Raw genomic sequence first — 25706 nt, 5'->3', positions numbered from 1 at the left:
ATGGCTCTCGACGACCTGAAGGCCGCCCTCCCGGACTACGCCAAGGACCTCAAGCTCAACCTGGGCTCGGTCATCGGCAACTCCGACCTCCCCGCCCAGCAGCTCTGGGGCACGGTGCTGTCCTGCGCGATGGCCACCCGCAGCCCCGGTCTGCTGCGCGAGCTGGAGCCCGAGGCCAAGGCCAACCTCTCCCCGGAGGCGTACACCGCCGCCAAGGGCGCGGCCGCGATCATGGGGATGAACAACGTCTACTACCGGACGCTGCACCTGCTCTCCGACAAGGAGTACAGCACGATGCGGGCCGGTCTGCGGATGAACATCATCGGCACCCCGGGCGTCGAGAAGGTCGACTTCGAGCTCTGGTGCTTCGCGGTCTCGGCCATCAACGGCTGCGGGCAGTGCCTCGACTCGCACGAGGCCGTCCTGCGCAAGGCCGGCGTCGAGCGCGAGGTCATCCAGGCCTCGATGAAGATCGCCGCCGTCCTCCAGGCCGTGGCCGGCGTCCTCGACTCCGAGGCCGTCCTGGCCACCGCCGGCGCCTGACGCACCCCGGCACCCCGACGGGCCCCTCCCGGACACCACGTCCGCGAGGGGCCCGTCGTCGTTCTCCCGGACCGGCGGGGCCGGTAGGGCTGGGCCGGCCGGCGGCGGGGTCAGTCGGTGGCGGGTGCGGCCGACGGGGCTGGGTGGGTGGCCGCGGCGCGCTCGGCCGTACGCCCGGCCGTGCGTTCGGCGGCCTCGCGGGCGGCTTCGAGCGCGGTGAAGACGGCCTGGCCGGCCTCGTTGCGGCGGCGCAGGTGGGTCACCACGGTGTTGGTGACGGCGATCAGCGGGACGGCGACCACCGCGCCGCCGATGCCGCCGATGATGCCGCCGGCCGCGACGCCGAGCACGACGCCGAGCGGGTGGACCCGGACGGCCCGGCCGAGGATCAGCGGCTGGAGGATGTGGCTCTCGACCTGCATCACCACCACCAGCACCACCAGCACCATCAGCGCCGTCCACGGCCCCTGGGTGACCAGCGCGATCAGCACCGCGACGGTGCCGGTGACCAGCGCGCCGACCAGCGGGACGAAGGCGCCCAGGAAGATGATCACGGCCAGCGGCAGGGCCAGCGGCACGCCCAGCAGGTCGACGCCGATGCCGATGCAGAGCGCGTCGATGAAGGCCACGCAGACCGTGCCGCGCACGTAGGCGGTGAGCGTCGCCCAGGCCTTCGGACCGGCCCCGGCCATCGCGAAGCGGGAGTGCCGGGGCAGGCCGCGCAGCGCCCAGTTCCAGATCTTCGCGCCGTCGTAGAGGAAGAAGAAGGTGGTGAAGAAGGTCATCAGCAGCGCGGTCAGCACCTCGACGGCGATCTGCGCGCCGGTGATCGAGGCCGAGGTGAGCTGATCGGTGTTGGTGGTGATGGCCTTGGTGATCTGGTTGGCGAAGTCGGTGATCTGCTGCTGGGTCAGGTGCAGCGGCCCGGTGACCAGCCAGTCCCGCAGCTGGTTGACGCCGGTCTTCACCTGGGTGGTGACGTCCGAGAGGTTGGTCGTCACCTGCCAGACCACGAACCAGCCGACCAGCCCGATCCCCGCCAGGCCGCTGAGGAACACCCCGCCCGCCGCCAGCGAGTGCGGGACCCCGCGCCGGCGCAGCCAGGAGACCGAGGGCTCCAGCAGCGCGGTGATCAGCAACGAGGCCAGCACCGAGAAGGCGACCAGCCGCAGCATGTCGACCACGTAGAAGACGACGTAGAGCGCGGCGCCGAGCAGCAGCAGCCGCCAGGTCGACTCGGCGGCCACCCGCAGCCCCCACGGCACCGCCTCGGCGGGCGTGGCCGGGCGGCCGGGGTGGTACTCCCGTCCGAGCCCGGTGTGCGCGACCGGTACGGCCTGGGTGGCCGGGGCCGCCGCGGCGGACGGCGGGACCGCGTCGACCGCCGGGGCCGCCGGCACCGCCGGGGCCGGGTCGGCCCGCGGGACCGGGACCGGGCCGGGCGCCTCGTCGAGTGCCGGGACACCCCCGTCCACGAGCGCCGGCACGTGCCCGGCGGCCGGCGCCGGGAGGGCCGGCTCGTCGGGGTCGGCCGCCATCGCGGCACGCCGGCGCCGTTCGATCACGGCGGCCGCGCTCGCCACCACGGCCATGCCCTTGGCCACGGCCTTGAAGGCCTTTCCGCCCCGCGCCATCCTCGCTACCACCGCTCCCCTGCCGAACCCGCCGTGCCCGGCGGTACGCCGCGGGTCCTGCCGCGGCCGTCAGGGATGACGCTACCCGGCGAGGGCTCGGCCAGTCCGACCGCCGGTCCGTTCGACCAGAACCTCCCATCCCGATGTACCGGACAAAACGCCAGGTTCCATCTGGTTTCGGACATGGTTCGCTGGGGAGGAGTCGGGACGAGACCCCGGAGCCGAACCGCCGAGGTCGCCCCACGGCCACCTGCCGGCGGACCGGCCGGTGCGGGGAGCAACCAGGACCCCTTCCCGCGCCCCGCGTCCGCAACCGGGGCCGCACCGCCCGAGGGCGCAATGGTCAGCGCAGCCCGGGCGGCGCGGCCCGCCCCTCGTCCCGGGCCGGAGAACGCCCGGGCCGGAGAACGCCACGGCCCCCGGCCGCGCGTCCTGGGCGGACGAGCAGCCGGGGGCCGTGCGGAACCACGCCGCCGGAGCGGCAGCCGTTCCTAGTACCAGTTGTGGCCCTGCCAGAACGACCACGCGCCACAGGGGCTGCCGTAGCGGCTGTTCATGTAGCTGAGGCCCCACTTGATCTGGGTGGCCGGGTTGGTGCGCCAGTCGGCACCGGCCGAGGCCATCTTGGTGCCGGGCAGCGCCTGGACCAGACCGTACGCGCCGGAGCTCTTGTTGGTCGCGGTGTAGTCCCAGCCGCTCTCGCGCTTCACGATCTGGCTGAAGCACTGGAACTGCGCGTCGTTGCCGACGATCTGCCGGGCCAGGTCCTGGACCGAGCCGGGGCTGACCGAGACGGGCGGCGCGCTGTCCTCGACCGCGGTCATCGCCGAGCGGGCCTTGGAGCGGTTGGCGGCGGCGTCGGCGGCCTTGCGCGCGTCGTCGGCGGCCTTGGCCGCCTTGTCCGCGTCGGCCTTGGCCTGGGCGTCGGCCTTCGCCTGGGCGTCCGCGGCGGCCTTCTGGCGCGCGGCCTCCTCGGCGGCCTTCTGCTCCGCGGCAGCCTTGGCGGCGGCGTCGGCGGAGGCCTGCTGGGCGGATGCCTGCTGGCCGATGTTGTCACTGATGGTCTGCGCCTGGGCGCCAGAGGGGACTTCGGCAAGCAGGGTCGCGCCGGCGACATCGACCGTCTGCGTCGTCTTGCCCTCGCTGCCCGAGGCCATACCCACGACGGCACCGACAGCGGTGACGGCGGTGGCGGAGGCCACAGCAACTCCCCGGACCGAGATCCGAGTCACATGGATTCCTTCCAGCATCGCCCACGTGTGACCGTACGGGCGCAACATGCCCCTTGACACGGACCTCCGCACGGTGCTCTGGTCACGGGAGGTGCTGGCCCGGCGTCCGGCCGAGGTGAGGCGACCGGGCGTTGGAATCGGGCGGCGTACAGCTCAACGGTCTTCAATTATGCGTCCACCGACCGGAGTTGGCGGACCTTCCGGGGCCTGACTCCCGGAGTCCGGGAGCCCTGCCGCGCCGTACGCGGGGCCTGACAGAACCCTCACCATGCCGCACCGGGCACTGTCGACGCAATTCCCGCCCGCGTGGCGCATGTCACATTCACCGCACAGCAGTTCCCTGGACGGAAAGCACTCGATGTGATGAACCGGATGGAGCCCGCTCCGTCAGGAGCGGGCTCCAGGCCACCAGTTGACCGTATTGTCCGACTATGCCCCTATCTGGGGCGGATCACGGGTGGATGTCCTCCAGCATCTCCGTGACCAGCGCCGCGATCGGCGAACGCTCCGAGCGGGTGAGCGTGATGTGGGCGAAGAGCGGATGGCCCTTCAACTTCTCCACCACCGCCACCACACCGTCGTAGCGGCCCACCCGGAGGTTGTCCCGCTGCGCCACGTCGTGGGTGAGCACCACCCGCGAACCCTGGCCGATCCGGGACAGCACCGTCAGCAGGACGTTCCGCTCCAGCGACTGCGCCTCGTCCACGATCACGAACGCGTCGTGCAGCGAGCGCCCCCGGATGTGGGTCAGCGGCAGCACCTCCAGCATCCCGCGCGAGATGACCTCCTCGATCACGTCCGGGGTGGTGACGGCGGAGAGGGTGTCGAAGACCGCCTGCGCCCAGGGGCCCATCTTCTCCGCCTCGGTGCCGGGCAGGTAGCCCAGCTCCTGCCCGCCGACCGCGTACAGCGGCCGGAAGACCATCACCTTGCGGTGCTGCCCCCGCTCCAGGACCGCTTCCAGCCCCGCGCACAGCGCCAGCGCAGACTTCCCGGTGCCGGCCCGACCGCCCATCGAGACGATGCCGATCTCCGGGTCGAGCAGCAGGTCCAGCGCCACCCGCTGCTCGGCGCTGCGCCCGCGCAGCCCGAACGCCTCGCGCTCGCCGCGCACCAGCCGCACCCGGCCGTCGCCGGTGACCCGGCCGAGCGCGCGGCCGCGCTCCGAGGTGAGCACCAGTCCGGTGTGGACGGGCAGCTCGGTGGCCCCGTCGACGTCCACCCCGGCGTCGTGGCCGGCCGAGAACAGCGCGTCCACCTGGTCGGCCGGGACGTGCAGTTCCGACATGCCCGTCCAGCCCGAGGTGATCGCGAGCTCGGCCCGGTACTCCTCGGCGAGCAGGCCCACCGAGCTGGCCTTGATCCGCAGCGGCAGGTCCTTGGACACGACGGTGACGTCGTAGCCCTCGGCCTGGAGGTTGCGGGCGACTGCGAGGATCCGGGTGTCCGCCTCACCGCCGCCGGCCCGGTAGCCGACCGGCAGTATCGACACGTCGGAGTGGTTGAGCTCGACCCGGATGGTGCCGCCGAGCTCGCCGACCGGGATCGGCTCGTCGAGCCGGCCGTGGCGGATGCGGTAGTCGTCGAGCAGCCGCAGCGCCTGGCGGGCGAAGTAGCCCAGCTCCGGGTGGTGCCGCTTGGCCTCCAACTCGGTGACGACCACCACCGGGAGGACGACCTCGTGCTCCTCGAAGCGGGTCATGGCGAGCGGGTCCGCCAGGAGCACGCTGGTGTCGAGAACGTACGTGCGCCGGTCTGGTGTCCGGCGGCTCTTGGAACTGACCACTAGGCCTCCAGAGCGGATGACCCTGCGTCATCCGCGGCAAGCCGGCCCCCGCTGCCCCTGTGGCCTCGGGGCCGGACTGACTGGAGTATTCCCAGGCGGGGAACGGTGCATTCGCGTGCCCGGCGAACTGACGGATCATTGCCGGTGAACGTTTGGCCTCGCGCCGGCGCCGGGTAGGCCAGGCCTACGGCGGTCATTTCCTCCGGGCGGCCGGGGCCGGGGGCCGCCGGCCCGGGACTACAGCCCCAACCGCCGGTGGCGCTGCTCGTACGCGCGCAGCGCGCGCAGGAAGTCGACCTTGCGGAAGGCCGGCCAGTACGCCTCGCAGAAGTAGAACTCGCTGTGCGCGCTCTGCCAGAGCAGGAAACCGGACAGCCGCTGCTCGCCCGAGGTGCGGATGATCAGGTCGGGGTCGGGCTGGTTGCGGGTGTACAGGTGCTCGGAGATGTGCTCGACGGTCAGGATCTCGGCCAGTTCCTCGATCGAGGTGCCGCGGCCGGCCTGCTCCTGGAGCAGCGAGCGGACGGCGTCGGCGATCTCGTGCCGGCCGCCGTAGCCGACCGCGACGTTGACCGTGATGCCGTCGATCTCGGCGGTCTGGTCGGCGGCCCGCTTGAGCACGTCGGCGGTGTGCTGCGGCAGCAGGTCCAGCGCCCCGACCGGGTTGACCCGCCAGCGGCGGGCGGCGGCCAGGCCGGTGACGGCGTCCTCGATGATGCCGAGCAGCGGGACGAGCTCGTCGGCCGGGCGGTCCAGGTTGTCGGTGGAGAGCATCCAGAGGGTGACGACCTTGACGTGGGTCTCGTCGCACCAGCCGAGGAACTCGCTGATCTTGTCGGCGCCGCGCTGGTGGCCGTACGCGGTGGAGCCGCCGGCCGCCTTGGCCCAGCGGCGGTTGCCGTCCAGGATCACGCCGATGTGGCGCGGGGTGCTCGCGAGGTGGACCTCGACCCGCCGGCCGTAGAGCCCGTACATCCCGCTGAGCAGGGTGCGAAGCCCCGGCGTCCGTTCGGCGACATCGCGCAGACCCATGTTTCCCGGCCCCTCCGTGCTCGTTGCAACTGGTGCGTCACCGCCCCCGGCGCAGCCTACTCCGGCACGCAGGTGCACGGTAAAGCCCCAGGTAGCGGTCTGGTCACGGTCCTGTACGAAGTCTGTCGCGACCGGCGTGTCGGGGGCCGTCCGGGCGGGCGGCGGGGTGGTTCCGGGCCCCCGGGGCGGGGACACGGAACGGTCTCCGAATCCTTAACGGAACCGTAAGCCGTTCTTCCGGTGCTTGACGGCCAGCAATGGTCTAGTCCAGCTTTTGATCCGGGACGGAACGATCCTCCCCCTCCGCCCCGCAGGCTCACTTCGGACTTCCCCTCCCCCACACGCGGCCGCCGCGCCCCCCACCGCGGCGGCCGCTCCTCCCCCAGGAGCGTCACCCCATGGCCCGTACGCTGAACCAGCCTTCGCACAAGCGCCGGCGCAGCCCCCTCCCGGCCGTCGCGGCCGGTGCCACCGCCCTCGCCCTGGCCGGCGGCGGCCTCGCCCTCTTCGCCGGCGGCGCCAGCGCGGCGGTCGGCAACCTGGTCGGCAACGGCGGCTTCGACGGCGGGCTCGCGGGCTGGACCTGCACCGGCGCCGCGACCACGGTCTCCTCCCCGGTCCACTCCGGCACCGGCGCCCTCCAGGCCACCCCGGGCGCCGGCGACACCGCCGAGTGCACCCAGACCATCAGCGTGCTGCCCAACACCAGCTACACGCTGAGCGCGTGGGTCCACGGTCCGTACGTCTACCTCGGTGCGCGCGGCACCGGCGGCACCGACCCGTTGGTCTGGTCGAACCAGAACAGCTGGAACCAGCTGTCCACCACCTTCACCACCGGGGCGAACGCCACCAGCGTCACCGTCTACCTGCACGGCTGGTACGGCCAGAGCGCCTACCTGGCCGACGACGTCGCGCTGATCGGCCCCGGCGGCACCGGTACCCCGTCGCCGACCGCGACCCCCACCCCCACGCAGACGGCGACCGCCTCCCCCACGGCCACCGCGACGCCGACCAGGACGGCGACCCCGACCCCCACCGCGACGGCGACCCAGACCGCGACGGCGACCCCCACCGCCACGCCGACCAGCACCACCCCGCCGGCCACCGGCCTGCCCGCCCACCTGGTCACCGGCTACTGGCAGAACTTCGACAACAACTCGACCGTGCAGCGGCTGAGCGACGTCCAGAGCGCGTACGACATCATCGCGGTCTCCTTCGCCGACGCCGTGCCGACCCAGACCGGCGCGATCAGCTTCACCCTGGACCCGGGCCTGTCCAAGGCGCTCGGCGGCTACACGGACGCCCAGTTCCGCGCCGACATCAAGGCCAAGCAGGCGGCCGGCAAGAAGGTCATCCTCTCCATCGGCGGCCAGAACGGCGCGATCACCGTCGGGGACGCCACCGCCGGCGCCAACTTCGTCAACAGCGCCTACGCGATCATCAAGGACTACGGCTTCGACGGCATCGACGTCGACCTGGAGAACGGCGTCCAGGCCGGCCCGCTCGGCGACGCGCTGCACGCCCTCCAGGCCAAGGTCGGCCCCGGCTTCGTGCTGACCATGGCCCCCGAGACCATCGGGATGTACAGCACCGCCGGCGCCTACTTCCAGCTGGCGCTGAAGACCAAGGACATCCTCACCGTCGTCAACACCCAGTTCTACAACTCGGGCGGCATGAACGGCTGCGACGGCAAGGTCTACAACCAGGGCACCATCGACTTCATCACCTCGCAGGTCTGCACCCACATCCAGGGCGGCCTGCGGCCGGACCAGGTGGGCATCGGCGTCCCGGCCTCCACCAAGGCGGCGGGCGGCGGCTACGTCTCGCCGGCCGTGGTGAACAACGCGCTGGACTGCCTGGCCACCGGCAGCAACTGCGGCAGCTTCGTGCCGCCGGCCAAGTGGCCGACCATCCGCGGCGCGATGACCTGGTCGACCAACTGGGACGCCAACAACGGCAACGCGTTCTCCAGCGCGGTCGGCCCGTTCGTCCACAAGATGCCGTAACGGCAAGGCCGCAGCCGCCACGGACGGCTGCGGCACTCGGCCGCGGCCGCCACCCGGCCGCAGCCACCAGAGCTCAACTCCCCCGGCGCGCCGCTCCTTGAGGGTGGGGCCTGCGCGTCGGCGGCGGGGCCCGTCGCACCGACCGGTGCGGCGGGCCCTTCCGTTCCGCTCCCCTTGTCACTGCCGAGAGCGCGCGATCCCGCCGAGAGCGCGCGATTGCTGCCGAACGCGCGCGCTCACCGCGCCAGGACCGCGGTGAGCGCGCCGAGCAGCAGGAACGGGCCGACCGGGAGGTCGAGCCCGCGCACCGGGCGGCGGCGGGCCAGCGCGGCGGCGGCCCGCAGGGTGGCCCACAGCCCGGCGAGCACCATCGCGGCGAACAGCCCGCCGAGCGCCACCGACCAGCCGTACCAGCCGAGCAGCCCGCCCAGGGCGAGCCCGAGCGGGGAGTCGCCGGGGCCCAACGCGCCCAGCCAGACGGCCAGTTCGAGCACGCCCCCGACCGCGAGCGCGGCCAGCAGGCAGCGCAGCAGCGCGCCGGGGTCGCCCTCGGCCGACGCCGCGAGCAGCAACAGCGCGGTCACCCCGCCGAGCAGCGGCAGGGTGAGCCGGTACGGCAGTCGGCGCACCCGCGCATCGACGAAGCCGAGCGCCACCCCGACCGCTGCCGCCCAGGCCAGCGCCAGGGTCGGCACCAGCAGCCCGTCCGCCGCGTACGCCACCGCGACGGCGACCGCCACCGCGACCGGCTCCACCGTCCAGGGGCCGGCGCCCAGTCGCTCCCGGCAGCCCGGGCAGCGCCCGGTCGGCGGCAGCAGCCGCACCGCGCGCCCGCACGACGGGCAGTCGTCGCACCAGGGCCGGCCCTCCGGCACCGCGAACCGGGCGATCTGCCCGCGCAGCGGCGGAGCCGCCAGGAGACCGACCAGCACCGCCGCGACCACGACCGGGACCACCGGCGCACCCCCTCCTCGATCGACGCACCGGCCACATCCTCCCGCGCCGGGCGGCGTGCCGTCCGTCTCGTTCCGCACGCCCGCGTGCGCTCCTCGCACACACGAGGATTCCGGACCTTCGACTGCCGGTTCGGAAGGCCGCCCGCCACCGCCGCCTGCCGATCCAAGGGAGCCGTTCGGGCCCTCGGAAGCACCCCTCCGGAGAGCCGCCCCACGGCCCCTGCGTACCCCTAAAGTAGGCGGACATGCAGGTCATCCAGTCCAGCAAGCTCGCCAATGTCTGCTACGACATCCGCGGTCCGGTACTCGACGAGGCGATGCGGCTGGAGGAACAGGGCCACCGCATCCTCAAGCTCAACACCGGCAATCCGGCCACCTTCGGTTTCGAGGCGCCCCCGGAGATCCTCCAGGACATCCTGCGCAACCTCGCCAACGCGCACGGCTACGGAGACTCCAAGGGCCTGCTCTCCGCCCGCCGCGCGGTGGTCATGCACTACGAGGACCGCGGGCTGCACGGCCTCTCCGTCGAGGACGTCTTCCTCGGCAACGGCGTCTCCGAACTGATCCAGCTGGCCATGACCGCGCTGCTGGACGACGGCGACGAGGTGCTCGTCCCGGCCCCGGACTACCCGCTGTGGACCGCCTCGGTCTCGCTGGCCGGCGGCACCGCGGTGCACTACCGCTGCGACGAGCAGTCCGAGTGGTACCCGGACCTCGCCGACATCGAGGCCAAGGTCACCGACCGGACCAGGGCCATCGTGGTGATCAACCCGAACAACCCGACCGGCGCGGTCTATCCGCGCGAGGTGCTGGAGGGCATCACGGAGATCGCCCGCCGGCACGACCTGGTGGTCTACGCGGACGAGATCTACGACAAGATCCTCTACGACGACGCCGAGCACGTCCCGCTGGCCACCCTGGCCCCGGACCTCTTCTGCGTCACCTTCAACGGACTGTCCAAGGCGTACCGGGTCGCGGGCTTCCGCTCCGGCTGGATGGTGCTGTCCGGCGACCGGCACCGGGCCCGCAGCTACATCGAGGGCCTGACCGTGCTCGCCTCGATGCGGCTGTGCGCCAACATGCCCGCGCAGCACGCGGTGGCCGCCGCCCTCGGCGGGCGGCAGTCGATCCGCGACCTGGTGCTGCCCGGCGGCCGGCTGCACGCCTCGCGCGACGCCGCGTACGAGCTGCTGAACCGGATCCCGGGGGTCAGCTGCGTCAAGCCCAAGGGCGCGCTGTACGCCTTCCCCCGGCTGGACCCCAAGGTCCACAAGATCAGGGACGACGCCCGGATGGTGCTCGACCTGCTGCGCTCCCAGCGCATCCTGCTGGTCCAGGGCACCGGCTTCAACTGGCCCGAGCCGGACCACTTCCGGCTGGTCACGCTGCCCCGGGCGGAGGAGATCACCGACGCGGTGACCCGGATCGGCGACTTTCTCGGCGGCTACGTGCAGCCGTGAGGAGCCGGCCCTCCGAGGGGGCGGAAAACACTACGGCCGGAGTTCCGGCCCGGGCGATCTCCTTGGTCGGGGGAAAATCGCCCGGCGGAACTCCGGCCGTCCTGCCGCTCGGCGGGGCGCGCGGTTCGTGCCGCGCGCCCGCCTCTCTCCCGGCTGAGGCTCAGGCTCAGCCGAGGCGCGCGACGAGGTTCCGGTACTCGTCCCACAGCTCCTTCGGAGTGTGGTCGCCGAAGGTCTCCAGGTGGGCCGGCACGAGGGCGGCCTCCTGGCGCCAGATGTCGGCGTCCACGGTGAAGAGCAGGTCGAGGTCCTCCTTGGAGAGGTCCAGGTCGCCGAGGTCGAAGCCCTCGACGGTCGGCAGCACGCCGATCGGGGTCTCGACGCCCTCGCCGGTGCCCTCCAGGCGCTCGACGATCCACTTGAGCACGCGGCTGTTCTCGCCGTAGCCGGGCCAGACGAACTTGCCCTCGGCGTCCTTGCGGAACCAGTTGACGTAGTAGATCTTCGGCAGCTTGGCGGCGTCCGCCTGGGCGCCGACCTTCAGCCAGTGGGCGAAGTAGTCACCCATGTTGTAGCCGCAGAACGGCAGCATCGCGAACGGGTCGCGACGCAGCTCGCCGACGGTGCCCTCGGCGGCGGCGGTCTTCTCGGAGGCGATGTTGGCGCCGAGGAAGACGCCGTGCTGCCAGTCGAAGGACTCGGTCACCAGCGGGACGGCGGTGGCGCGGCGGCCGCCGAACAGGATCGCCGAGATCGGCACGCCCGCCTGGTCCTCCCACTCCGGGGCGATGGTCGGGCACTGCGCGGCCGGGACGGCGAAGCGGGCGTTCGGGTGGGCGGCCGGGGTGCCGGACTCGGGGGTCCAGTCGTTGCCGCGCCAGTCGGTCAGGTGCGCCGGGGGCTCCTCGGTGAGGCCCTCCCACCACACGTCGCCGTCGTCGGTGAGGGCGACGTTGGTGAAGACGGTGTTGCCCCACAGGGTGTCGATGGCGTTGGCGTTGGTGTCCACGCCGGTGCCGGGGGCGACGCCGAAGAAGCCGGCCTCGGGGTTGATGGCGTACAGGCGGCCGTCGGCGCCGAAGCGCATCCAGGCGATGTCGTCGCCGATCGTCTCGACCTTCCAGCCCGGGACCGTCGGCTGGAGCATGGCCAGGTTGGTCTTGCCGCAGGCCGAGGGGAAGGCGGCCGCGACGTACTTGGCCTCGCCGCTCGGCGGGGTGAGCTTCAGGATCAGCATGTGCTCGGCCAGCCAGCCCTCGTCGCGGGCCATGGTCGAGGCGATGCGCAGCGCGTAGCACTTCTTGCCGAGCAGGGCGTTGCCGCCGTAGCCCGAGCCGAAGGACCAGATCTCCTTGGTCTCCGGGAAGTGCGAGATGTACTTGGTGCTGTTGCACGGCCACGGCACGTCCGCCTCGCCCTCGGCGAGCGGGGCGCCGACGGTGTGCACGGCCTTGACGAAGTCGCCGTCCTCGCCGAGCTGGTCCAGCACGGCCTGGCCCATGCGGGTCATCACGCGCATGGAGACGGCGACGTAGGCGGAGTCGGTGATCTCGACGCCGTACGCGGCCAGCGGGGAGCCGACCGGGCCCATCGAGAAGGGCACGACGTACATCGTGCGGCCCTTCATCGCGCCGCGGAAGAGGCCCTGCTCGCCCTGGAAGACCTCGCGCATCTCGGCGGGGGCCTTCCAGTTGTTGGTCGGACCGGCGTCCTTCTCCTGCTCGGAGCAGATGAAGGTGCGGTCCTCCACGCGCGCCACGTCCGTGGGGTCCGAGGCGGCGTAGTAGGAGTTGGGGCGCTTCTCCTCGTTGAGCTTCTTGAAGGTGCCCTGAGCCACCAGCAGGTCCGCGAGGCGCTGGTACTCCTCGTCGGAACCGTCGCACCACTCGATGCGGTCCGGCTGGGTGAGCTCGGCGATCTCGCTCACCCAAGCGAGCAGCTGCTTGTGGCGGGTGGGCGCGGATGCGCTGAGAGCAGAGATCTCGTACGACACGATCGCTCCGTTTCACGCCATCTCGGCGAGGAGATGGCGTCGCGGGGGTCTGAGGGTGCTTGCAGCGTAGCTCCGGACTCAAGGCCAGAACGCAGCGAAGCGTCGAAATTGACGCACCTTTTACTACAGTAAGTATGATTACCGGGCAGTAATAAGCCAGCCGAACCCCCGACGGAGTGCGCGGCGCCACACTCCAAATACTCCAAAACGTCTAACAGTGACGATCGCCACTTCCTACGCGCGAGTAACCTACGGCTCCGTAGGTAACGGGTAGCATGCTGCGCATGACTGCTGCTGCGCTCGCGGAGAGTGCACTCACGGAGAGCAAGCCGAAGTGGCGCGGCTGGCTGCACGCCGGGATGTTCCCTGCCACGGTGGCCGCCGGCATCGTGCTGATCTGCCTGGCCGACTCCACGCCCGCCAAGATCGCCTGCGCCACCTACTCGGTCAGCGCCTGGCTGCTGTTCGGGGTCAGCGCGGTGTACCACCGCTTCGACTGGGGCCCGCGCGGGGACGCCGTGCTGCGCCGGCTGGACCACGCGAACATCTTCCTGATCATCGCGGGCACCTACACGCCGTTCACGATGCTGCTGCTCAAGGGCGCCGACCAGCAGCTGCTGCTCTGGGCGGTCTGGGGCGGCGCGCTGGCCGGGATCGCGTTCCGGGTGTTCTGGGTCGGCGCGCCGCGCTGGCTGTACACGCCGGTGTACCTCGCGCTGGGCTGGGCCGCCGCCTTCTTCCTGCCGGACTTCCTGCGCACCGGCGGGGTCGCCGTCCTGGTGCTGATGATCGTCGGCGGGGTGCTCTACAGCATCGGCGGCGTGGTGTACGGGCTCAAGCGGCCCAACCCCTCACCGCGCTGGTTCGGGTTCCACGAGGTGTTCCACGCCTTCACCCTCGGGGCGTTCATCGTCCAGTACGTCGGCGTCTCACTGGTGGCGTACAGCACGGCCGGCTGATCCCGGCGCACCCCGACGGGCGGTCGAACGGTCCACGGACCGGACGGCCGCCCGTCCCGCTGTCCAGGGCCGCTCGTACGGGGCCCGGATCTGCGGGCGGCGCGGGTGGGCCGGGTGGTCGGCGGCGCCGGGCTCCGAGTGCGGGGCCGGGTCCTGCGGCAGCCCGTGCGCGTGGTGGTGCTCGCCGTGCGACTCCCGGTGGGACTCGCCCGGCCCCCGGTACGGCTCGCGCGGTGACCCGGCCGGCGTCGGGAGCAGCACAGCCCCGGGCTGCCACACCGCGCCGGCCGAGCGGGCCCGCGCCTGCCGAGCGTCCAGCGCCTCGCGGGCCCGGCGGCAGCGCTCGCAGTGCGCGGCGTCCGGGACGCCCCGGCGCGGGCGGTGCCGGACCGGGGCCGGACGGCCGTGCAGCGCGCGCCAGCGGCGGGCGACGTAGACCATGAGCAGCAGGGTCTCGACCCCGGCGACCGCCAGGACCAGCGGGGCGCCGTTGATCAGATAGGCCGCGACCACGGCCAGCGCAGAGCCCACCACCACCACCGAACCCCACACCTGGGTGCTCGCCTGCCTGTCGTCCGCGTCGGCCACTTCGGTCCCCTTTCCCGGTGCCGGGCTCGTGGTCGGCTCCTGCCGCCCCACCCCTTCTCCGCTCTCGGCACGCGTCGGCCAGCACTGACCGATTGCCACATCGTATCTACCGACAGTCATGGCCGACTGCCCCGGGGCGGCGAACGACAGATCAACGTTGCGTCAATTCCTTGTGCGGAAGCAGCACTTCCAGGACACATTACGGAGCGTAGTCATTCGACCGTACTGACGGATCGACGGCTCGGGTTCGACGGCGCGGGTTGACCGCACGGGTTGACGGTCGCCACCTTTTGATAGTTACTCTCATTTGAGAGAAGCTTTCAGTAGAGGCACATGGAGGAACCGTGCCCGCCGCCCCGCCCGCAACCGCGGCCACCGCCGCACCCGCCGTCTCCGCCGATCCACGCCGCTGGCTCGCCCTGGTCGCCGTCGCCCTGAGCGTCCTGGTGATCAGCTTCGACATGACGGTCCTCAACGTCGCGCTGCCCACGCTGGCCGCACAGTTGGGGGCCACCACCGGGCAGCAGCAGTGGATCGTCGACGCCTACACCGTGGTCTTCGCCGCCGTGATGCTCCCCGCCGGCCTGCTCGGCGACCGGTTCGGCCGCCGCCGCACGCTCACCACCGGGCTCGCCATGTTCGGCCTGGCCTCCGCCGTCGGCATGCTCACCGGCTCCCCCGCCACCCTGATCGCCGCCCGCGCCGGGATGGGCCTGGCCGCCGCGCTGGTGATGCCGATGTCGCTGGCGGTGATCCCCGGTCTCTTCCCGCCCGCCGAACAGCGCCGGGCCACCGCGATCCTGGCCGCCGCGCTCTCCCTCGGCGCTCCGCTCGGGCCGCTGGTCGGCGGCTTCCTGCTCCGGCACTTCTGGTGGGGCTCGGTCTTCGCGATCAACGTCCCGCTCACCGCGATCGGCATCGCCGCCTGCGTGCTGCTGCTGCCGGAGAGCCGCAACCCGGCCGCGCCCCGGATCGACCTGCTCGCCACCGTGCTCGCCGCCGCCGGCCTGGCCGGACTCACCTACGGCATCATCGAGGGCGCCGAGCGCGGCTGGACCGATCCGCTGGTGCTCGGCACGCTGGCCGGCTCGCTGCTCGCCCTCACCGCGCTGGTGCTGCGCAGCCGCCGGCAGCGCGACCCGATGCTCGACCTCGGGCTGCTCGCGGACCGCACCTTCCGCTGGTCCTCCGTCGCCGCCACGCTGATCTCGCTCGTCCTGTTCGGCGCCTTCTTCGTCCTGCCGCTCTACTTCCAGAGCGTGCTCGGCGCGGACGCCCTGGGCAGCGGGCTGCGGCTGATGCCGATGATGCTCGGGCTGCTGGTCGCCGCCAAGGCCACCGAGCGCCTGGTCGACCGGCTCGGCGCCCGTACGGTGATCACCCTCGGCCTGGCCCTGCTCGCCGCCGCGCTGCTGTTCGGCAGCCGTACCGGCCTCGGCGACGGCTACGGGCGGGCCGCGATCTGGCTCAGCGTGCTCGGCGTCGGCATGGGACTGTCGCTGATCACCGCACAGTCCTCCGCCCTGGTCACGCTGCCGCCGGCCCGGGCCGGGGTCGGCTCGGGACTGTTGCAGACCCTGCGGCAGGTCGGCGGCGCGATCGGGATCGCCGCCTTCGGCAGCCTGCTGTCCGGGGCGTACCGCGGTGCACTGGACACCGGCGGGCTGCCGGCCGAGGCGGCGCACCGGGCCGGCGAGTCGGTGGTCGCCGCCGACGCCGTCGCCCGGGCCGGCGGCGGGCCGGCGCTCAGCGCCTCCGCGCACGCCGCGTACGTGCACGGGATGGGGGTGGTGCTGCTGGTCTCCGGGCTGGTCGCGGTGGTCTCGGCGGTGCTGGTCGCGGCCCGGATGCCCGCGGACACCCCGGCCGACGCCGGAGATCACGGATAATCGGGGCATGACTCCCCAGCAGCCGACCGCGGCCCTCCCGGACGCCCCGACCAACCCGGTCCAGGCGAAACTGGAGGCGCCGCTGTCGCTGCGCGAGCGCAAGAAGCTGAAGACCCGCCAGACCATCCGCCGCGAGGCGTACCGGCTGATCTCCGAGCAGGGCTACGACAACACCACGGTCGAGCAGATCGCCGCCGCCGCCGAGGTCTCGCCGTCCACCTTCTTCCGCTACTTCGCCACCAAGGAGGACCTGGTCCTCTCCGACGAGTACGACCCGGCGGTGATCGCCGCCCTGCTGGAGCGGCCCGCCGACGAGCCCTTCCTGGAGTCCTGCCGGGGAGCCATGGCCAACCTGATCCACGAGCTGCTCCAGCACGAGCGCGAGGAACTGTTCACCCGGATGCGGCTGATCACCGAGGTCTCCGCGCTGCGCGCCGCACTGCACCGGGGCGACAACAACCCGCAGGAGCTCTTCCTCACCGTGCTCACCCGGCGGGCCGGCGTCGAGGAGCCCACGTACGAGATGAGGGTGACCGCGGCCGCCATCACCGCGGCCACCGCCGAAGCCCTCCTCCAATGGGCCGCGGGCGGGGGGCGGGAGGACATCGCTTCCCTGATCGATCAGACCTTCGCGCTGTTGGGGAGCGGCTTCGCCGGGATGTGAGATCCCCTCCGACGGCGGGTGGGACTCCCTCCCTCGGGGTGCGCTCCCGTCATGACGCGTGCGGGCATGACGCGTGCGGGCAGCGGGGCCCGGCCCGACCGGCCGGGCCCCGCCCGCCGTCAGCCGCGACGGACACCCGTCCTGCGCCGCAGCACGGCACCCGCGCCCGCCAGCGCGGTGGCCCCCAGGGCGGCCGCCGCCGTCACGGCCGAGAACTGCCGCCCCGGCCGCATCCGACGCGACCAGGCCCACCACCTGCTCGCCGCCGAACTGCTCCTCGACCGCCGGTTACGCACCGGCGACACCCAGCTGCTCGGCTACGGCTTCGACGACGCACCCTCCGCCGACCCCAGCTGCGAATACGTCCGCGGCTTCAACGCCGGCGCCGGCCAGTACGTCCTCCAGATCGCCTTCCACCCCGCCGCCCTCCCCGTCCGCTGCCACCGCTTCGCCCTCCGCTCCCCCGGCGACGCCCCGTACGAGACCGAGGAACTCACCCTCGACGGCCACCACTGCGTCCACCTGGTCGCCACGGCCCTGCGGCCGTGCCTCCTGGGGATCAGGTGGGACTGGGAGTGACGGCCGGCCCCGCTGAGCGCCGGTGAGACCGCCCCCATGGTGGCACGCAGGACGGCGTCGACCCGGCTCTGCGCCGCACTGGGACTCAGCGCGCCGCCCCGGTCGTGCAGGGCCAACGGCCCGTAACCGTTGGAGAACAACACCGTTCCGAGGGTCGCCGCGACGACGACGGACAGCGCTGCCGAGCCGATCGCCGTCCAGCGGGACATCATCCCCGGCCCTTCGTCACATGGACCTCGCCGGGCTTGCCCGCGACAACCGCAGCGATGTTTCCCAACGAGGGGCCACAGGTCTCCGGAGGCGCCCCCACCGCCGGCATGTCCCTCAGGTACGGCGCACCCGGTTCGTTCGCCGAAGAACGCCGATCACCTGCCGGCGCCGGCCACGGTGGCCACCACCGACCCCTTCGGGACGAAGGTGGCTGGTGTGCACCCGATCAAGGACGCTTGACGGCCCCGCGGCTCCGCCAGGGGGCGCGGAAGTCCACGATCAGGGAGTCCTCCACCGGCAGGTAGCCGATCTGCTGGTAGATGGAGTTGCTGGTCGGGTTGGCGAGGTTGGTGTAGAGCAGGACCTCGGTGGCGCCGTGGGCGAGGACGTGGGCCGAGGCGGCGGCGGTGACGGCGGTGCCGTAGCCGTGCCCGCGGCTCCCGGTGGGGGTGTAGACCGGGCCGATGCGGGACATGCCGACGAGGATCGGGCTGCTGCCCGCCAGGGCGACCGGGCGGCCGTCGTCCTCCCACAGGTGCAGGCAGCCGTTCGCGATCCGCTCGTCCACCGCCCGCGGGACGTCGGGGAGTTCGACCTCGGCCTCGACCAGGAACTCCTCGTACCAGCGGATCGCCAGTTCGCGGTCGGCCGGTTCGGCCAGCCGGTGGCGGCCTGCGGGCGGGCGCGGCGGGTCGGCCAACTCGCCGAGCCGGTAGAGCCGTTCGTCGAAGCGGACGGACTGCTCGGTGCCGGTGGCCGCCGTCCAGGCGTCGGCGAAGGCGCGGACCGCTTCGGAGCCGCCGCCGACCCCGGTCACCGTGGTGAACCCGGTTCCGGCGGCGGCCAGGCCGACCGCCAGCTCGGCGGCCGCGGCCGGCGGCATGAAGGAGAGCCGGGGGTCGAACGGCGGTGTCCGGAGGAAGGCGCCCGCGACCGGGCCGCCCTCCTCGGCCCGCCACCAGCCGAAGACCGGCGGTTCGCCGAACACGGTCGGGCCGGACTCGGTCAGCCGGTGCGTGATGGTGAGCAGGACGGTGTTCTCGGCGGGGCGGGCGGCCAGGAAGGCCCCTGCCTCCTCCCGGAACTCGTCGAGGGAGGTGCTGAAAGTCCAGGTCATGGCCCATGGTGGACCGGACCCGGACGTGTCCGCCAACGATTATCCGGCCGCCGCCGGAACGCCCGCTATGCGACCACCACGCCCAGCTTCTCGGCCAGTACCGCCGGATCGGTGGTCGGGGCGTCACAGGCGAAGTGCCGGCAGACGTACGCCGCGGGCGCCCCGTCGACCAGCGGCCGGTCGGCCAGCAGCGGCACCTCGGTCCCTCCGAGCGTGCCGACCGCGACCACCGTCCCCGGCGCCGTCCCGAGCAGCGCGGCCCGCCGCAGCGCCGCGGTGGCCGGGTCGCCGTCCGGGCCGACGACGGCGACCTCGCGCGGCCCGTCGAGCAGCGCCTCGGCGACGGCGAGGCCCCAGCCGATGAACCGCGGCGCCCGGCCGGCGAGCGCGCCGACCACGCCGAGGGCCCGCTCGGCGGCCGTGCGGTGCCGGTCGGATCCGGTGTACGCGGCGTACGTGAGCAGGGCGCCGGCGGCGGCCGTCCAGCCGGACGGGGTGGCGTTGTCGGTCGGGTCCTGCGGGCGGCGGATCAGCTCCTCGGCGTCATCGGCGGTGTCGTAGAGCGCGCCGGAGGCCTCGTCGGTGAAGTGCTTGAGCACGGTGTCGAGCAGGCCGCCCGCCAGCTGGAGCCAGGAGGACTCGCCGGTGACGGCGTACAGCGCGAGGAAGCCCTCGGCGGTGTCCGCGTAGTCCTCCAGCACGCCGGCGTTGGTTCCGGCCCGGCCGTCCCGGGAGGTGCGCAGCAGCCGGCCGTCCTCGGTGAGGTGGACGGCGAGCAGCAGGTCGGCGGCGCGTTCGGCGGCCTCGACCAGGTCGGGGCGGTCCAGCAGTGCACCGGTCTCGGCGAGGGCGGCGATGGCGAGGCCGTTCCAGGCGGCGACCACCTTGTCGTCCCGGGCCGGGGCGGGGCGGGCCGCCCGGGCCTCGGCCATCCGCGCCCGGATCGTCTCGTACTCGGCGAAGTCCTCGGGGTCAGCGAGGAGTTGGAGCACGGAGCTGCTGTGTTCGAAGGTGCCGTCGGCGGTTACGGTGAACAGCCGGGCGGCGGTGGCCGCGTCGGCGGGGCCGAGCAGGTCGACCAACTGGCCGGGCTCCCAGGCGTAGTAGGCACCCTCGGCCATCGCGCCGGTCTCCTCGTCCAGGCTGTCGGCGTCCAGCGCCGAGGCGAACGCGCCCTCGGGCGTGCGGAGTTCGCGCAGCAGGAAGTCCGCCGTGGACAGCGCGACCCGGCGGGCCAGGTCCGATCCGGTGGACCGCCACAGGTGCAGGTAGGCACGCAGCAGCAGGGCGTTGTCGTACAGCATCTTCTCGAAGTGCGGCACCACCCAGCCGGCGTCCACCGCGTACCGGGCGAAGCCGCCGCCGAGCTGGTCGTGGATGCCGCCGCGGGCCATCGCCTCGCCGGTGCGGACGGCCATCTCCAGCGCCGCCTCCGAGCCGGTCCGGGCGTGGTGGCGCAGCAGGAACTCCAGCACCATGGCCGGCGGGAACTTGGGGGCGCCGCCGAAGCCGCCGCGGCTCTGGTCGAAGTCCCGGCTGAGGGTCACCAGCGCCTGGTGCAGATCCGCCTCTCCGGGCGGGTTGTGGGCGCCGGCCGAGTAGACGGCGGCCCGTTCGGCCAGGTCGGCCCGGATCCGTCCGGCGACCTGGCCGACCTCCTCCCGCCGGTCCCGCCAGGCGGCGTCCACACCCTCCAGCACCTGCCGGAAGGACGGCATCCCGTGCCGGGGCTGCGGCGGGAAGTAGGTGCCGAAGTAGAACGGCTCCTTGTCGGGGGTGAGGAACACCGTCATCGGCCACCCGCCCTGCCCGGTCGCGGCCTGCACCGCCTCCATGTACACGGCGTCGACGTCCGGCCGCTCCTCCCGGTCCACCTTGACGGAGACGAACCGCTCGTTGAGGTACTCGGCGAGCCCGGCGTCCTCGAAGCTCTCGTGCGCCATGACGTGACACCAGTGGCAAGCCGAGTAGCCGACCGAGAGCAGCACCGGCACGCCGCGCCGCCGCGCCTCGTCGAAGGCCTCCACCCCCCACGGCCACCAGTCCACGGGGTTGTCGGCGTGCTGGAGCAGGTACGGCGAGGTCGCGTCCGCGAGACGGTTCGGCATGCCCCCATCCTCGCGCATCCGGCGCCGGCGCGCGGCAGGTCAGGCCGGTCCGGGAGCCGGTCCCGAGGTCGGCGTCGAAGGTCCGCATCCGCCCGGGCACCCCGGTCGGGGTCGGGCCGAGGAGTCCGTCGACGATGCGGCCGGAGCCCGGTGGTCACCGCGGGCGGGGCCGGCGGCTCACTCCTTCGGGGCCTCCGGCTGCTCGACGAAGTCGACCTTCTTGAACTGCCGGTTCATCGACTTGGCCAGGAACCAGGTCGCGACGCCGAGGGCGGCGAAGACGAGGAAGCCGAGGAGGCCAGGGGTGACCTTGGCGTCGTCGACGGCGAGGTCAGCGGCGAGGTGGACGAGGTTCACGGAGGCACTCATATCTCTATGGTGGCCCGGCTCACGGGGAGCCGGGCCATCGGGGGGTGGTTCAGTCGCGCGTGTCGGCGGCCTCGACCGCCAGGGTGGGCGTGCGCAGGCCGGCGAACAGGTCGTCCTCCGGCAGGTCCACGTCGACCAGGGTACGGGCGAGCTCGTAGTCCTCGGTGGGCCAGACCTCCCGCTGGACCTCCAGCGGGACGCGGAACCACGGGCCGTCCGGGTCGATCTGGGTCGCGTGGGCGATCAGCGCGCGGTCACGGGTCTCGAACCAGTCGCCGCAGTGGACCCGGGTGGTGATCTCGCGCTCCTTGCGGCCGCTCTTCTCCCAGCCCTCGATCCACTCGCCGTACGGCGACTCGTGGCCGTGCTCGGTGAGGTACTCGTGCAGGGCCCGGATGCGGCCCATCGGGAAGCCGTGGTTGTAGTACAGCTTGAGCGGCTGCCAGGGCTCACCGGCCTGCGGGTAGGCGTCCGGGTCGCCCGCGGCGTCGAAGGCCACCATGGTGATCTTGTGGGTCATGATGTGGTCCGGGTGCGGGTAGCCGCCGTTCTCGTCGTAGGTCGTGATGACCTGCGGCTTGAACTCGCGGATCAGCCGGACCAGCGGCTCCGCCGCCTCCTTGATGTCCTGGAGGGCGAAGCAGCCCTCGGGCAGCGGGGGCAGCGGGTCCCCCTCGGGCAGGCCGGAGTCCACGAAGCCCAGCCAGGCCTGCCCGACGCCGAGGATCGCCCGCGCCTCGTCCATCTCCTTGCGGCGCACCTCGTGGATGTTCTCCTCGATGTACGGGTCCCCCTGGAGCTTGGGGTTGAGGACCGACCCGCGCTCGCCCCCCGTGCAGGTGGCCACCAGCACGTCCACGCCCTGCTCGACGTACATGGCCATGGTGGCCGCGCCCTTGCTGGACTCGTCGTCCGGGTGGGCGTGCACCGCCATCAGTCGCAACTGCTCAGTCAACGCCTTGCGTTCCTTCCACACTCGTCGGGCGTTCCGCGAAGTCCGGGTCTGCCCACCGTACGAACCGCTCACTTCGGGACCGCGTCGCCGCGGGGCCGGGCCGCTGAACGTCGCCGGCGCGGCCGAGCCCTGCCCCCGCCGGACCGGCCGCGGGCGTGCCCCTCCTATAGTGACGGACTGGAGGAGCGTCGCATTCCCCCCGCACCACCCGCGCGGCCCCTCCCCCAGGAGAGGACGGAGTCCGATGAGTGCAGACACCACCGCCACCGGTCTGCCCGAGGGGCGCTACGGCCGCGGCGGCGACCGCGCCTCGGACCGCCGCCTGAAGGTGATCGGCGCGGTCTGCGGCGTGCTCGGCCTGGGCCTGATCGCCTGGCTGGGCGGCTCCTACGTGCTGCGCGAGTCGAAGATCAACGGCTCGGTGCCGACCTTCCAGGTGCTCTCCGACTCCGAGGTCCAGCTGCACCTCACCGTGCGCAAGAGCGACGGGCAGGCCGGCACCTGCACGGTCCGCTCGCAGGGCGACGACCACGGGACGGTCGGGGTGGCCGACTTCCCGGTCCCGGCGGCCGGCTCCAGCTACGACGCGGTGGTCACCCTGCGCACCACCTCGCGCGGCACCACCGCCGAGCTGCTCGGCTGCACCCCGGCCAAGTAGCGCGCACCCGAGCAGCGTGCACCCCCGCCCGGCGGTGTGCGCCCTGAGCAGTGCACTCCGTCTCCCGTAGCGCGCATATTCGATCCGGAGAGCGGGCATCCGTAGAAGGTCCCGCACTCCGTTGCCGTACACCCCGGCGTCACGCCACCGTCAATGGCGCGCCAACGCCTCTCCCGCTTGTCAGCAGGACTTGTTAGGCTCGTGGTTTCGCCCCTTCCGCACCGGATGGTACGGGAGCGGGCGTTGCTTTGTAGTTGAGACCGATATCACCACCACCCCTGCTGACGACTCACACCCTCAGCACAGCCCCAGCACCTACGAGGAGCACCCGTGACCCAGACCAGCGAGAACGTGACCTGGCTCACTCAGGCCGGCTACGACCAGCTCAAGGCCGAGCTGGACCACCTGACCGGGCCCTGGCGCATCGAGATCGCCCAGAAGATCGAGGCGGCGCGCGAGGAGGGCGACCTCAAGGAGAACGCCGGCTATCACGCGGCGAAGGAGGAGCAGGGGAAGTACGAGCTGCGCATCCGCCAGCTGACCCAGCTGCTGGAGCGGGCCAAGGTCGGCGAGGCGCCGGCCGACTCGGGCGTGGTGGCCCCGGGCATGGTCGTCACGGTCGCCTTCGACGGCGACGAGGACGACCTCATGGAGTTCCTGCTCGCCTCCCGCGAGGTCGCGGGCGCCGACGACCTGGACGTCTACTCGCCGCAGTCCCCGCTGGGCCGCGCGATCGACGGCAAGCAGATCGGCGACGAGGCCACCTACGAGCTGCCGAACGGCAAGCCGGCCATGGTGAAGATCGTCAAGGTCGTGCCGCACGCCGGCTGACCTAGTCGCACGACACGAGGGCGGCCGCGGAGGTCCAGGACTTCCGCGGCCGCCCTCCGGTGTTCCGGGGGTGCCCGGTCAGGCGGTGGAGGAGCGGTACTTGCGCACCGCCAGCCACGAGAACACCGCGGTGATCACCACCGACCACATCACCGACACCAGCGCCGCGTGCTCCATCGGCCAGGCGCTGTCGACCGGCCCGACCTGATTGCCGAACAGCACCCGGCAGGCCTGCACGGTGGCGCTGAACGGGTTCCAGTACCCGACCTGCTGGAGCCAATCCGGCATCGAGGAGACCGGCACGAAGGCGTTGGAGACGAAGGTCAGCGGGAACAGCCAGATCAGACCGGCCGAGGTGGCCGCCTCGGGGCTGCGCACCGACAGGCCGATCAGCGCTCCGATCCAGGAGAAGGCGTAGCCCAGCAGGAGCAGCAGTGCGAAGGCGCCGAGCGCGTTGAGCACGCCGTCGTGGATCCGCCAGCCGACCAGCAGCGCGACCAGCGCCAGCACGACCAGGATGAACGCGGTCTGGCACAGGTCCGCGAGGGTGCGGCCGACGAGCACCGCCGAACGGGCCATCGGCAGCGAGCGGAACCGGTCCACCAGCCCCTTGCTCATGTCCTCGGCGATGCCAGCCGAGGCGCCGGCGACGGCGAAGGTGACGGTCTGGGCGAAGATGCCGGCCATCAGGAACTGGATGTACGTGTCCGAGCTGGAGTCCGTGCCGGGGATCTTGATCGCCCCGCCCATCACGTACGAGAACAGCAGCACGAACATGACCGGCTGCATCAGTCCGAAGACCACGATCTCCGGGATGCGGGTCATCCGGCGCAGGTTGCGCTTGGCAACCACCCAGGAGTCGTGCAGGGAGGCGGCGATCCCCCGGCGCTGCCTGGGTACCGCCCCGCCGATGGCGTGCTCGGTGGCGGTGCTCATCTCAGTTCCCCTTCCCGGCCGCGACGGCCTGCCTGTCCGGACCCGGGCCGTCCGTTCCGCCCACGCCCCCCTTGCCCTTGCCCCGGCCGCGCGCCCCGGGGTCGGCGCCGTCCTCCTCCTGCTGCTCCTCGGCGACGCGGCCGGTGAGGGTGAGGAAGACGTCGTCCAGGGTCGGGCGGCGCAGCCCGATGTCGTCCATCTCGATCCCGCGGGCGTCCAGTTCGCGGATCGCGTCGGCCAGCACCCGGGCGCCGCCGCTGACCGGCACGGTGATCCGGCGGGTGTTCTTCTCCACCGTCGGTTCGTTCAGCGCGTAGCCGGACAGCGCGGCGACCGCGTCGCCGATCCTGCCGCGCTCGTGCACCACGACCTCGATCCGCTCGCCGCCGATCTGCGCCTTGAGCTGGTCGGCGGTGCCGCGGGCGATCACCCGGCCGTGGTCGACCACCGCGATGTCGTGGGCGAGCCGGTCGGCCTCCTCCAGGTACTGGGTGGTGAGCAGCAGCGTGGTGCCCTGCTCGACCAGCGTCTCGATGACCTCCCAGAGCGCGAGCCGGTTGCGCGGGTCGAGGCCGGTGGTCGGCTCGTCCAGGAACATCACCGGCGGCCGGACGACCAGCGCGGCGGCGAGGTCCAGGCGCCGGCGCATGCCGCCGGAGTAGGTCTTGGCGGTGCGGTCCTTGGCCTCGGTGAGGTTGAACCACTCCAGCAGCTCCAGCGCGCGGGCCTTCGCCGCGCGGTTGCTCATCTGGTAGAGCTCGCCGACCATGGTGAGGTTCTCGAAGCCGGTCAGGTACTCGTCGACCGCCGCGTACTGGCCGGACAGGCCGATCAGGCTGCGGACCTTGTTCGGGTGCTTGAGCACGTCGACCCCGGCGACCACGGCGCGGCCGGAGTCGGGGCGGAGCAGGGTGGTGAGCACCCGCACGGTGGTGGTCTTCCCGGCGCCGTTCGGGCCGAGCAGCCCGAGCACCGTGCCCTCCGGGACGTCGAGACTGACACCGTCCAGAGCTCGTACGTCGCCGAAGGTCTTCACCAGGTTCTCGGCTTGGATGGCTGGCGCCATGGCCTTGCCTCATCTCCTCGAACGTATGGGGCGATCCGTCCCACTTCGCCCTGTTTTCGGGCACGCGAGTGACTCGCTTCTCGACGCGTGGGAACGCGAACGCGATGTATCGCGAGTCTCGCAGTACGCGATATA

General features: G+C 72.4%; 22 protein-coding genes. 9 read left to right on the top strand and 13 right to left on the bottom strand.

Translation table 11 applies throughout. From position 1 onward, the window contains the following. Positions 1-543 carry an alkyl hydroperoxide reductase gene (locus tag ACIRRH_RS04220; protein ID WP_403061505.1) on the top strand — a complete coding sequence of 181 codons (543 nt, stop codon included), beginning with the start codon at positions 1-3 and terminating at the stop codon, positions 541-543. Between the two features lie 110 nt (positions 544-653). Here ACIRRH_RS04220 and ACIRRH_RS04215 read toward each other — a convergent pair whose 3' ends face one another. From ACIRRH_RS04215 to ACIRRH_RS04200, 4 genes are all read right to left on the bottom strand, one after another. Beyond that, positions 654-2177, bottom strand: a complete 1524-nt coding sequence (locus tag ACIRRH_RS04215; RefSeq protein ID WP_403061502.1) for an AI-2E family transporter — start codon at positions 2175-2177, stop codon at positions 654-656. Positions 2178-2668: 491 nt separating this feature from the next. Next, positions 2669-3427 (bottom strand): transglycosylase SLT domain-containing protein, encoded by a 759-nt coding sequence (locus tag ACIRRH_RS04210; protein ID WP_403061499.1) that lies wholly within the window; start codon positions 3425-3427, stop codon positions 2669-2671. A 433-nt stretch (positions 3428-3860) separates the two neighbouring features. Then, positions 3861-5195: a PhoH family protein gene (locus ACIRRH_RS04205; protein ID WP_403061496.1), complete on the bottom strand. Its 1335-nt coding sequence runs from the start codon at positions 5193-5195 to the stop codon at positions 3861-3863. A gap of 237 nt (positions 5196-5432) precedes the next feature. Then, positions 5433-6227 carry an isoprenyl transferase gene (locus ACIRRH_RS04200; protein ID WP_403061493.1) on the bottom strand — a complete coding sequence of 265 codons (795 nt, stop codon included), beginning with the start codon at positions 6225-6227 and terminating at the stop codon, positions 5433-5435. Between the two features lie 398 nt (positions 6228-6625). Here ACIRRH_RS04200 and ACIRRH_RS04195 point away from each other — a divergent pair, with 398 nt between their 5' ends. Beyond that, complete coding sequence (locus ACIRRH_RS04195) at positions 6626-8233, top strand: chitinase (RefSeq protein WP_403061490.1); 1608 nt, start codon at positions 6626-6628, stop codon at positions 8231-8233. Between the two features lie 236 nt (positions 8234-8469). Here ACIRRH_RS04195 and ACIRRH_RS04190 read toward each other — a convergent pair whose 3' ends face one another. Further along, the gene (locus tag ACIRRH_RS04190; protein ID WP_403061487.1) at positions 8470-9189 is read right to left on the bottom strand and encodes a prepilin peptidase; all 720 of its coding nucleotides are present in this window, start codon (positions 9187-9189) and stop codon (positions 8470-8472) included. A gap of 245 nt (positions 9190-9434) precedes the next feature. On the opposite strand from ACIRRH_RS04190, the gene ACIRRH_RS04185 reads away from it, so the two are divergent. Further along, positions 9435-10649: a pyridoxal phosphate-dependent aminotransferase gene (locus ACIRRH_RS04185; protein WP_224284358.1), complete on the top strand. Its 1215-nt coding sequence runs from the start codon at positions 9435-9437 to the stop codon at positions 10647-10649. 166 nt (positions 10650-10815) lie between these two features. Here ACIRRH_RS04185 and ACIRRH_RS04180 read toward each other — a convergent pair whose 3' ends face one another. Further along, positions 10816-12642 (bottom strand): phosphoenolpyruvate carboxykinase (GTP), encoded by a 1827-nt coding sequence (locus ACIRRH_RS04180; RefSeq protein WP_403061483.1) that lies wholly within the window; start codon positions 12640-12642, stop codon positions 10816-10818. Positions 12643-12926: 284 nt separating this feature from the next. Between ACIRRH_RS04180 and ACIRRH_RS04175 the strand changes: the two genes are divergently transcribed. Next, the gene (locus ACIRRH_RS04175) at positions 12927-13601 is read left to right on the top strand and encodes a hemolysin III family protein (RefSeq protein WP_403061480.1); all 675 of its coding nucleotides are present in this window, start codon (positions 12927-12929) and stop codon (positions 13599-13601) included. Here ACIRRH_RS04175 and ACIRRH_RS04170 read toward each other — a convergent pair. Beyond that, positions 13572-14189 (bottom strand): hypothetical protein, encoded by a 618-nt coding sequence (locus ACIRRH_RS04170; protein WP_403061477.1) that lies wholly within the window; start codon positions 14187-14189, stop codon positions 13572-13574. The genes ACIRRH_RS04175 and ACIRRH_RS04170 overlap by 30 nt on opposite strands. Positions 14190-14533: 344 nt before the next feature. Here ACIRRH_RS04170 and ACIRRH_RS04165 point away from each other — a divergent pair, with 344 nt between their 5' ends. The 3 genes from ACIRRH_RS04165 to ACIRRH_RS04155 are packed head-to-tail and all read left to right on the top strand — an operon-like array spanning position 14534 to position 17321. Then, entirely contained in the window at positions 14534-16078 is a 1545-nt protein-coding gene (locus ACIRRH_RS04165) for an MFS transporter (protein ID WP_403061474.1), read from the top strand. A 7-nt stretch (positions 16079-16085) separates the two neighbouring features. Continuing rightward, positions 16086-16742 (top strand): TetR family transcriptional regulator, encoded by a 657-nt coding sequence (locus tag ACIRRH_RS04160; RefSeq protein WP_403061471.1) that lies wholly within the window; start codon positions 16086-16088, stop codon positions 16740-16742. 51 nt (positions 16743-16793) lie between these two features. Then, complete coding sequence (locus ACIRRH_RS04155) at positions 16794-17321, top strand: hypothetical protein (RefSeq protein ID WP_403061468.1); 528 nt, start codon at positions 16794-16796, stop codon at positions 17319-17321. Positions 17322-17757: 436 nt separating this feature from the next. Here the strand turns inward: ACIRRH_RS04155 and ACIRRH_RS04150 are convergent, their stop codons facing one another. From ACIRRH_RS04150 to mca, 4 genes are all read right to left on the bottom strand, one after another. Further along, positions 17758-18648, bottom strand: a complete 891-nt coding sequence (locus ACIRRH_RS04150) for a GNAT family N-acetyltransferase (protein WP_403061465.1) — start codon at positions 18646-18648, stop codon at positions 17758-17760. A gap of 65 nt (positions 18649-18713) precedes the next feature. After that, positions 18714-20756 (bottom strand): thioredoxin domain-containing protein, encoded by a 2043-nt coding sequence (locus tag ACIRRH_RS04145; RefSeq protein WP_403061462.1) that lies wholly within the window; start codon positions 20754-20756, stop codon positions 18714-18716. Positions 20757-20933: 177 nt separating this feature from the next. Beyond that, positions 20934-21125, bottom strand: coding sequence for a hypothetical protein (locus ACIRRH_RS04140; protein ID WP_224279824.1), 192 nt, complete (start codon positions 21123-21125; stop codon positions 20934-20936). 49 nt (positions 21126-21174) lie between these two features. Continuing rightward, positions 21175-22080, bottom strand: coding sequence for a mycothiol conjugate amidase Mca (mca, locus tag ACIRRH_RS04135; RefSeq protein ID WP_403061459.1), 906 nt, complete (start codon positions 22078-22080; stop codon positions 21175-21177). Between the two features lie 244 nt (positions 22081-22324). On the opposite strand from mca, the gene ACIRRH_RS04130 reads away from it, so the two are divergent. Beyond that, the gene (locus ACIRRH_RS04130; RefSeq protein WP_403061456.1) at positions 22325-22738 is read left to right on the top strand and encodes a DUF4307 domain-containing protein; all 414 of its coding nucleotides are present in this window, start codon (positions 22325-22327) and stop codon (positions 22736-22738) included. 330 nt (positions 22739-23068) lie between these two features. Further along, a complete protein-coding gene (greA, locus tag ACIRRH_RS04125) occupies positions 23069-23569 on the top strand; it encodes a transcription elongation factor GreA (protein WP_207811066.1) in 501 nt (166 codons plus the stop codon). 78 nt (positions 23570-23647) lie between these two features. Here the strand turns inward: greA and ACIRRH_RS04120 are convergent, their stop codons facing one another. Together ACIRRH_RS04120 and ACIRRH_RS04115 are read right to left on the bottom strand one after the other, a co-directional pair. Further along, the gene (locus tag ACIRRH_RS04120; RefSeq protein ID WP_403061453.1) at positions 23648-24505 is read right to left on the bottom strand and encodes an ABC transporter permease; all 858 of its coding nucleotides are present in this window, start codon (positions 24503-24505) and stop codon (positions 23648-23650) included. Position 24506: 1 nt separating this feature from the next. After that, positions 24507-25571 (bottom strand): ATP-binding cassette domain-containing protein, encoded by a 1065-nt coding sequence (locus ACIRRH_RS04115; RefSeq protein WP_403061450.1) that lies wholly within the window; start codon positions 25569-25571, stop codon positions 24507-24509. Positions 25572-25706: the final 135 nt, after the last annotated feature.

This window comes from Kitasatospora sp. NPDC101235 (assembly GCF_044767505.1).
In the GTDB taxonomy this organism is placed as follows: Bacteria; Actinomycetota; Actinomycetes; order Streptomycetales; family Streptomycetaceae; genus Kitasatospora.
Note: the sequence above shows the minus strand (reverse complement) of the source record. Positions and strands in the feature narration are given on the sequence as shown.

Coding starts and splice junctions, on each gene's coding strand:
- ACIRRH_RS04220 (WP_403061505.1), top strand. CDS start 1: ATGGCTCTCGACGACCTGAAGGCCGCCCTCCCGGACTACGCCAAGGAC.
- ACIRRH_RS04215 (WP_403061502.1), bottom strand. CDS start 2,177: ATGGCGCGGGGCGGAAAGGCCTTCAAGGCCGTGGCCAAGGGCATGGCC.
- ACIRRH_RS04210 (WP_403061499.1), bottom strand. CDS start 3,427: ATGCTGGAAGGAATCCATGTGACTCGGATCTCGGTCCGGGGAGTTGCT.
- ACIRRH_RS04200 (WP_403061493.1), bottom strand. CDS start 6,227: ATGGGTCTGCGCGATGTCGCCGAACGGACGCCGGGGCTTCGCACCCTG.
- ACIRRH_RS04195 (WP_403061490.1), top strand. CDS start 6,626: ATGGCCCGTACGCTGAACCAGCCTTCGCACAAGCGCCGGCGCAGCCCC.
- ACIRRH_RS04185 (WP_224284358.1), top strand. CDS start 9,435: ATGCAGGTCATCCAGTCCAGCAAGCTCGCCAATGTCTGCTACGACATC.
- ACIRRH_RS04175 (WP_403061480.1), top strand. CDS start 12,927: ATGACTGCTGCTGCGCTCGCGGAGAGTGCACTCACGGAGAGCAAGCCG.
- ACIRRH_RS04160 (WP_403061471.1), top strand. CDS start 16,086: ATGACTCCCCAGCAGCCGACCGCGGCCCTCCCGGACGCCCCGACCAAC.
- ACIRRH_RS04155 (WP_403061468.1), top strand. CDS start 16,794: ATGACGCGTGCGGGCATGACGCGTGCGGGCAGCGGGGCCCGGCCCGAC.
- ACIRRH_RS04150 (WP_403061465.1), bottom strand. CDS start 18,648: ATGACCTGGACTTTCAGCACCTCCCTCGACGAGTTCCGGGAGGAGGCA.
- ACIRRH_RS04145 (WP_403061462.1), bottom strand. CDS start 20,756: ATGCCGAACCGTCTCGCGGACGCGACCTCGCCGTACCTGCTCCAGCAC.
- ACIRRH_RS04140 (WP_224279824.1), bottom strand. CDS start 21,125: ATGAGTGCCTCCGTGAACCTCGTCCACCTCGCCGCTGACCTCGCCGTC.
- ACIRRH_RS04130 (WP_403061456.1), top strand. CDS start 22,325: ATGAGTGCAGACACCACCGCCACCGGTCTGCCCGAGGGGCGCTACGGC.
- ACIRRH_RS04120 (WP_403061453.1), bottom strand. CDS start 24,505: ATGAGCACCGCCACCGAGCACGCCATCGGCGGGGCGGTACCCAGGCAG.
- ACIRRH_RS04115 (WP_403061450.1), bottom strand. CDS start 25,571: ATGGCGCCAGCCATCCAAGCCGAGAACCTGGTGAAGACCTTCGGCGAC.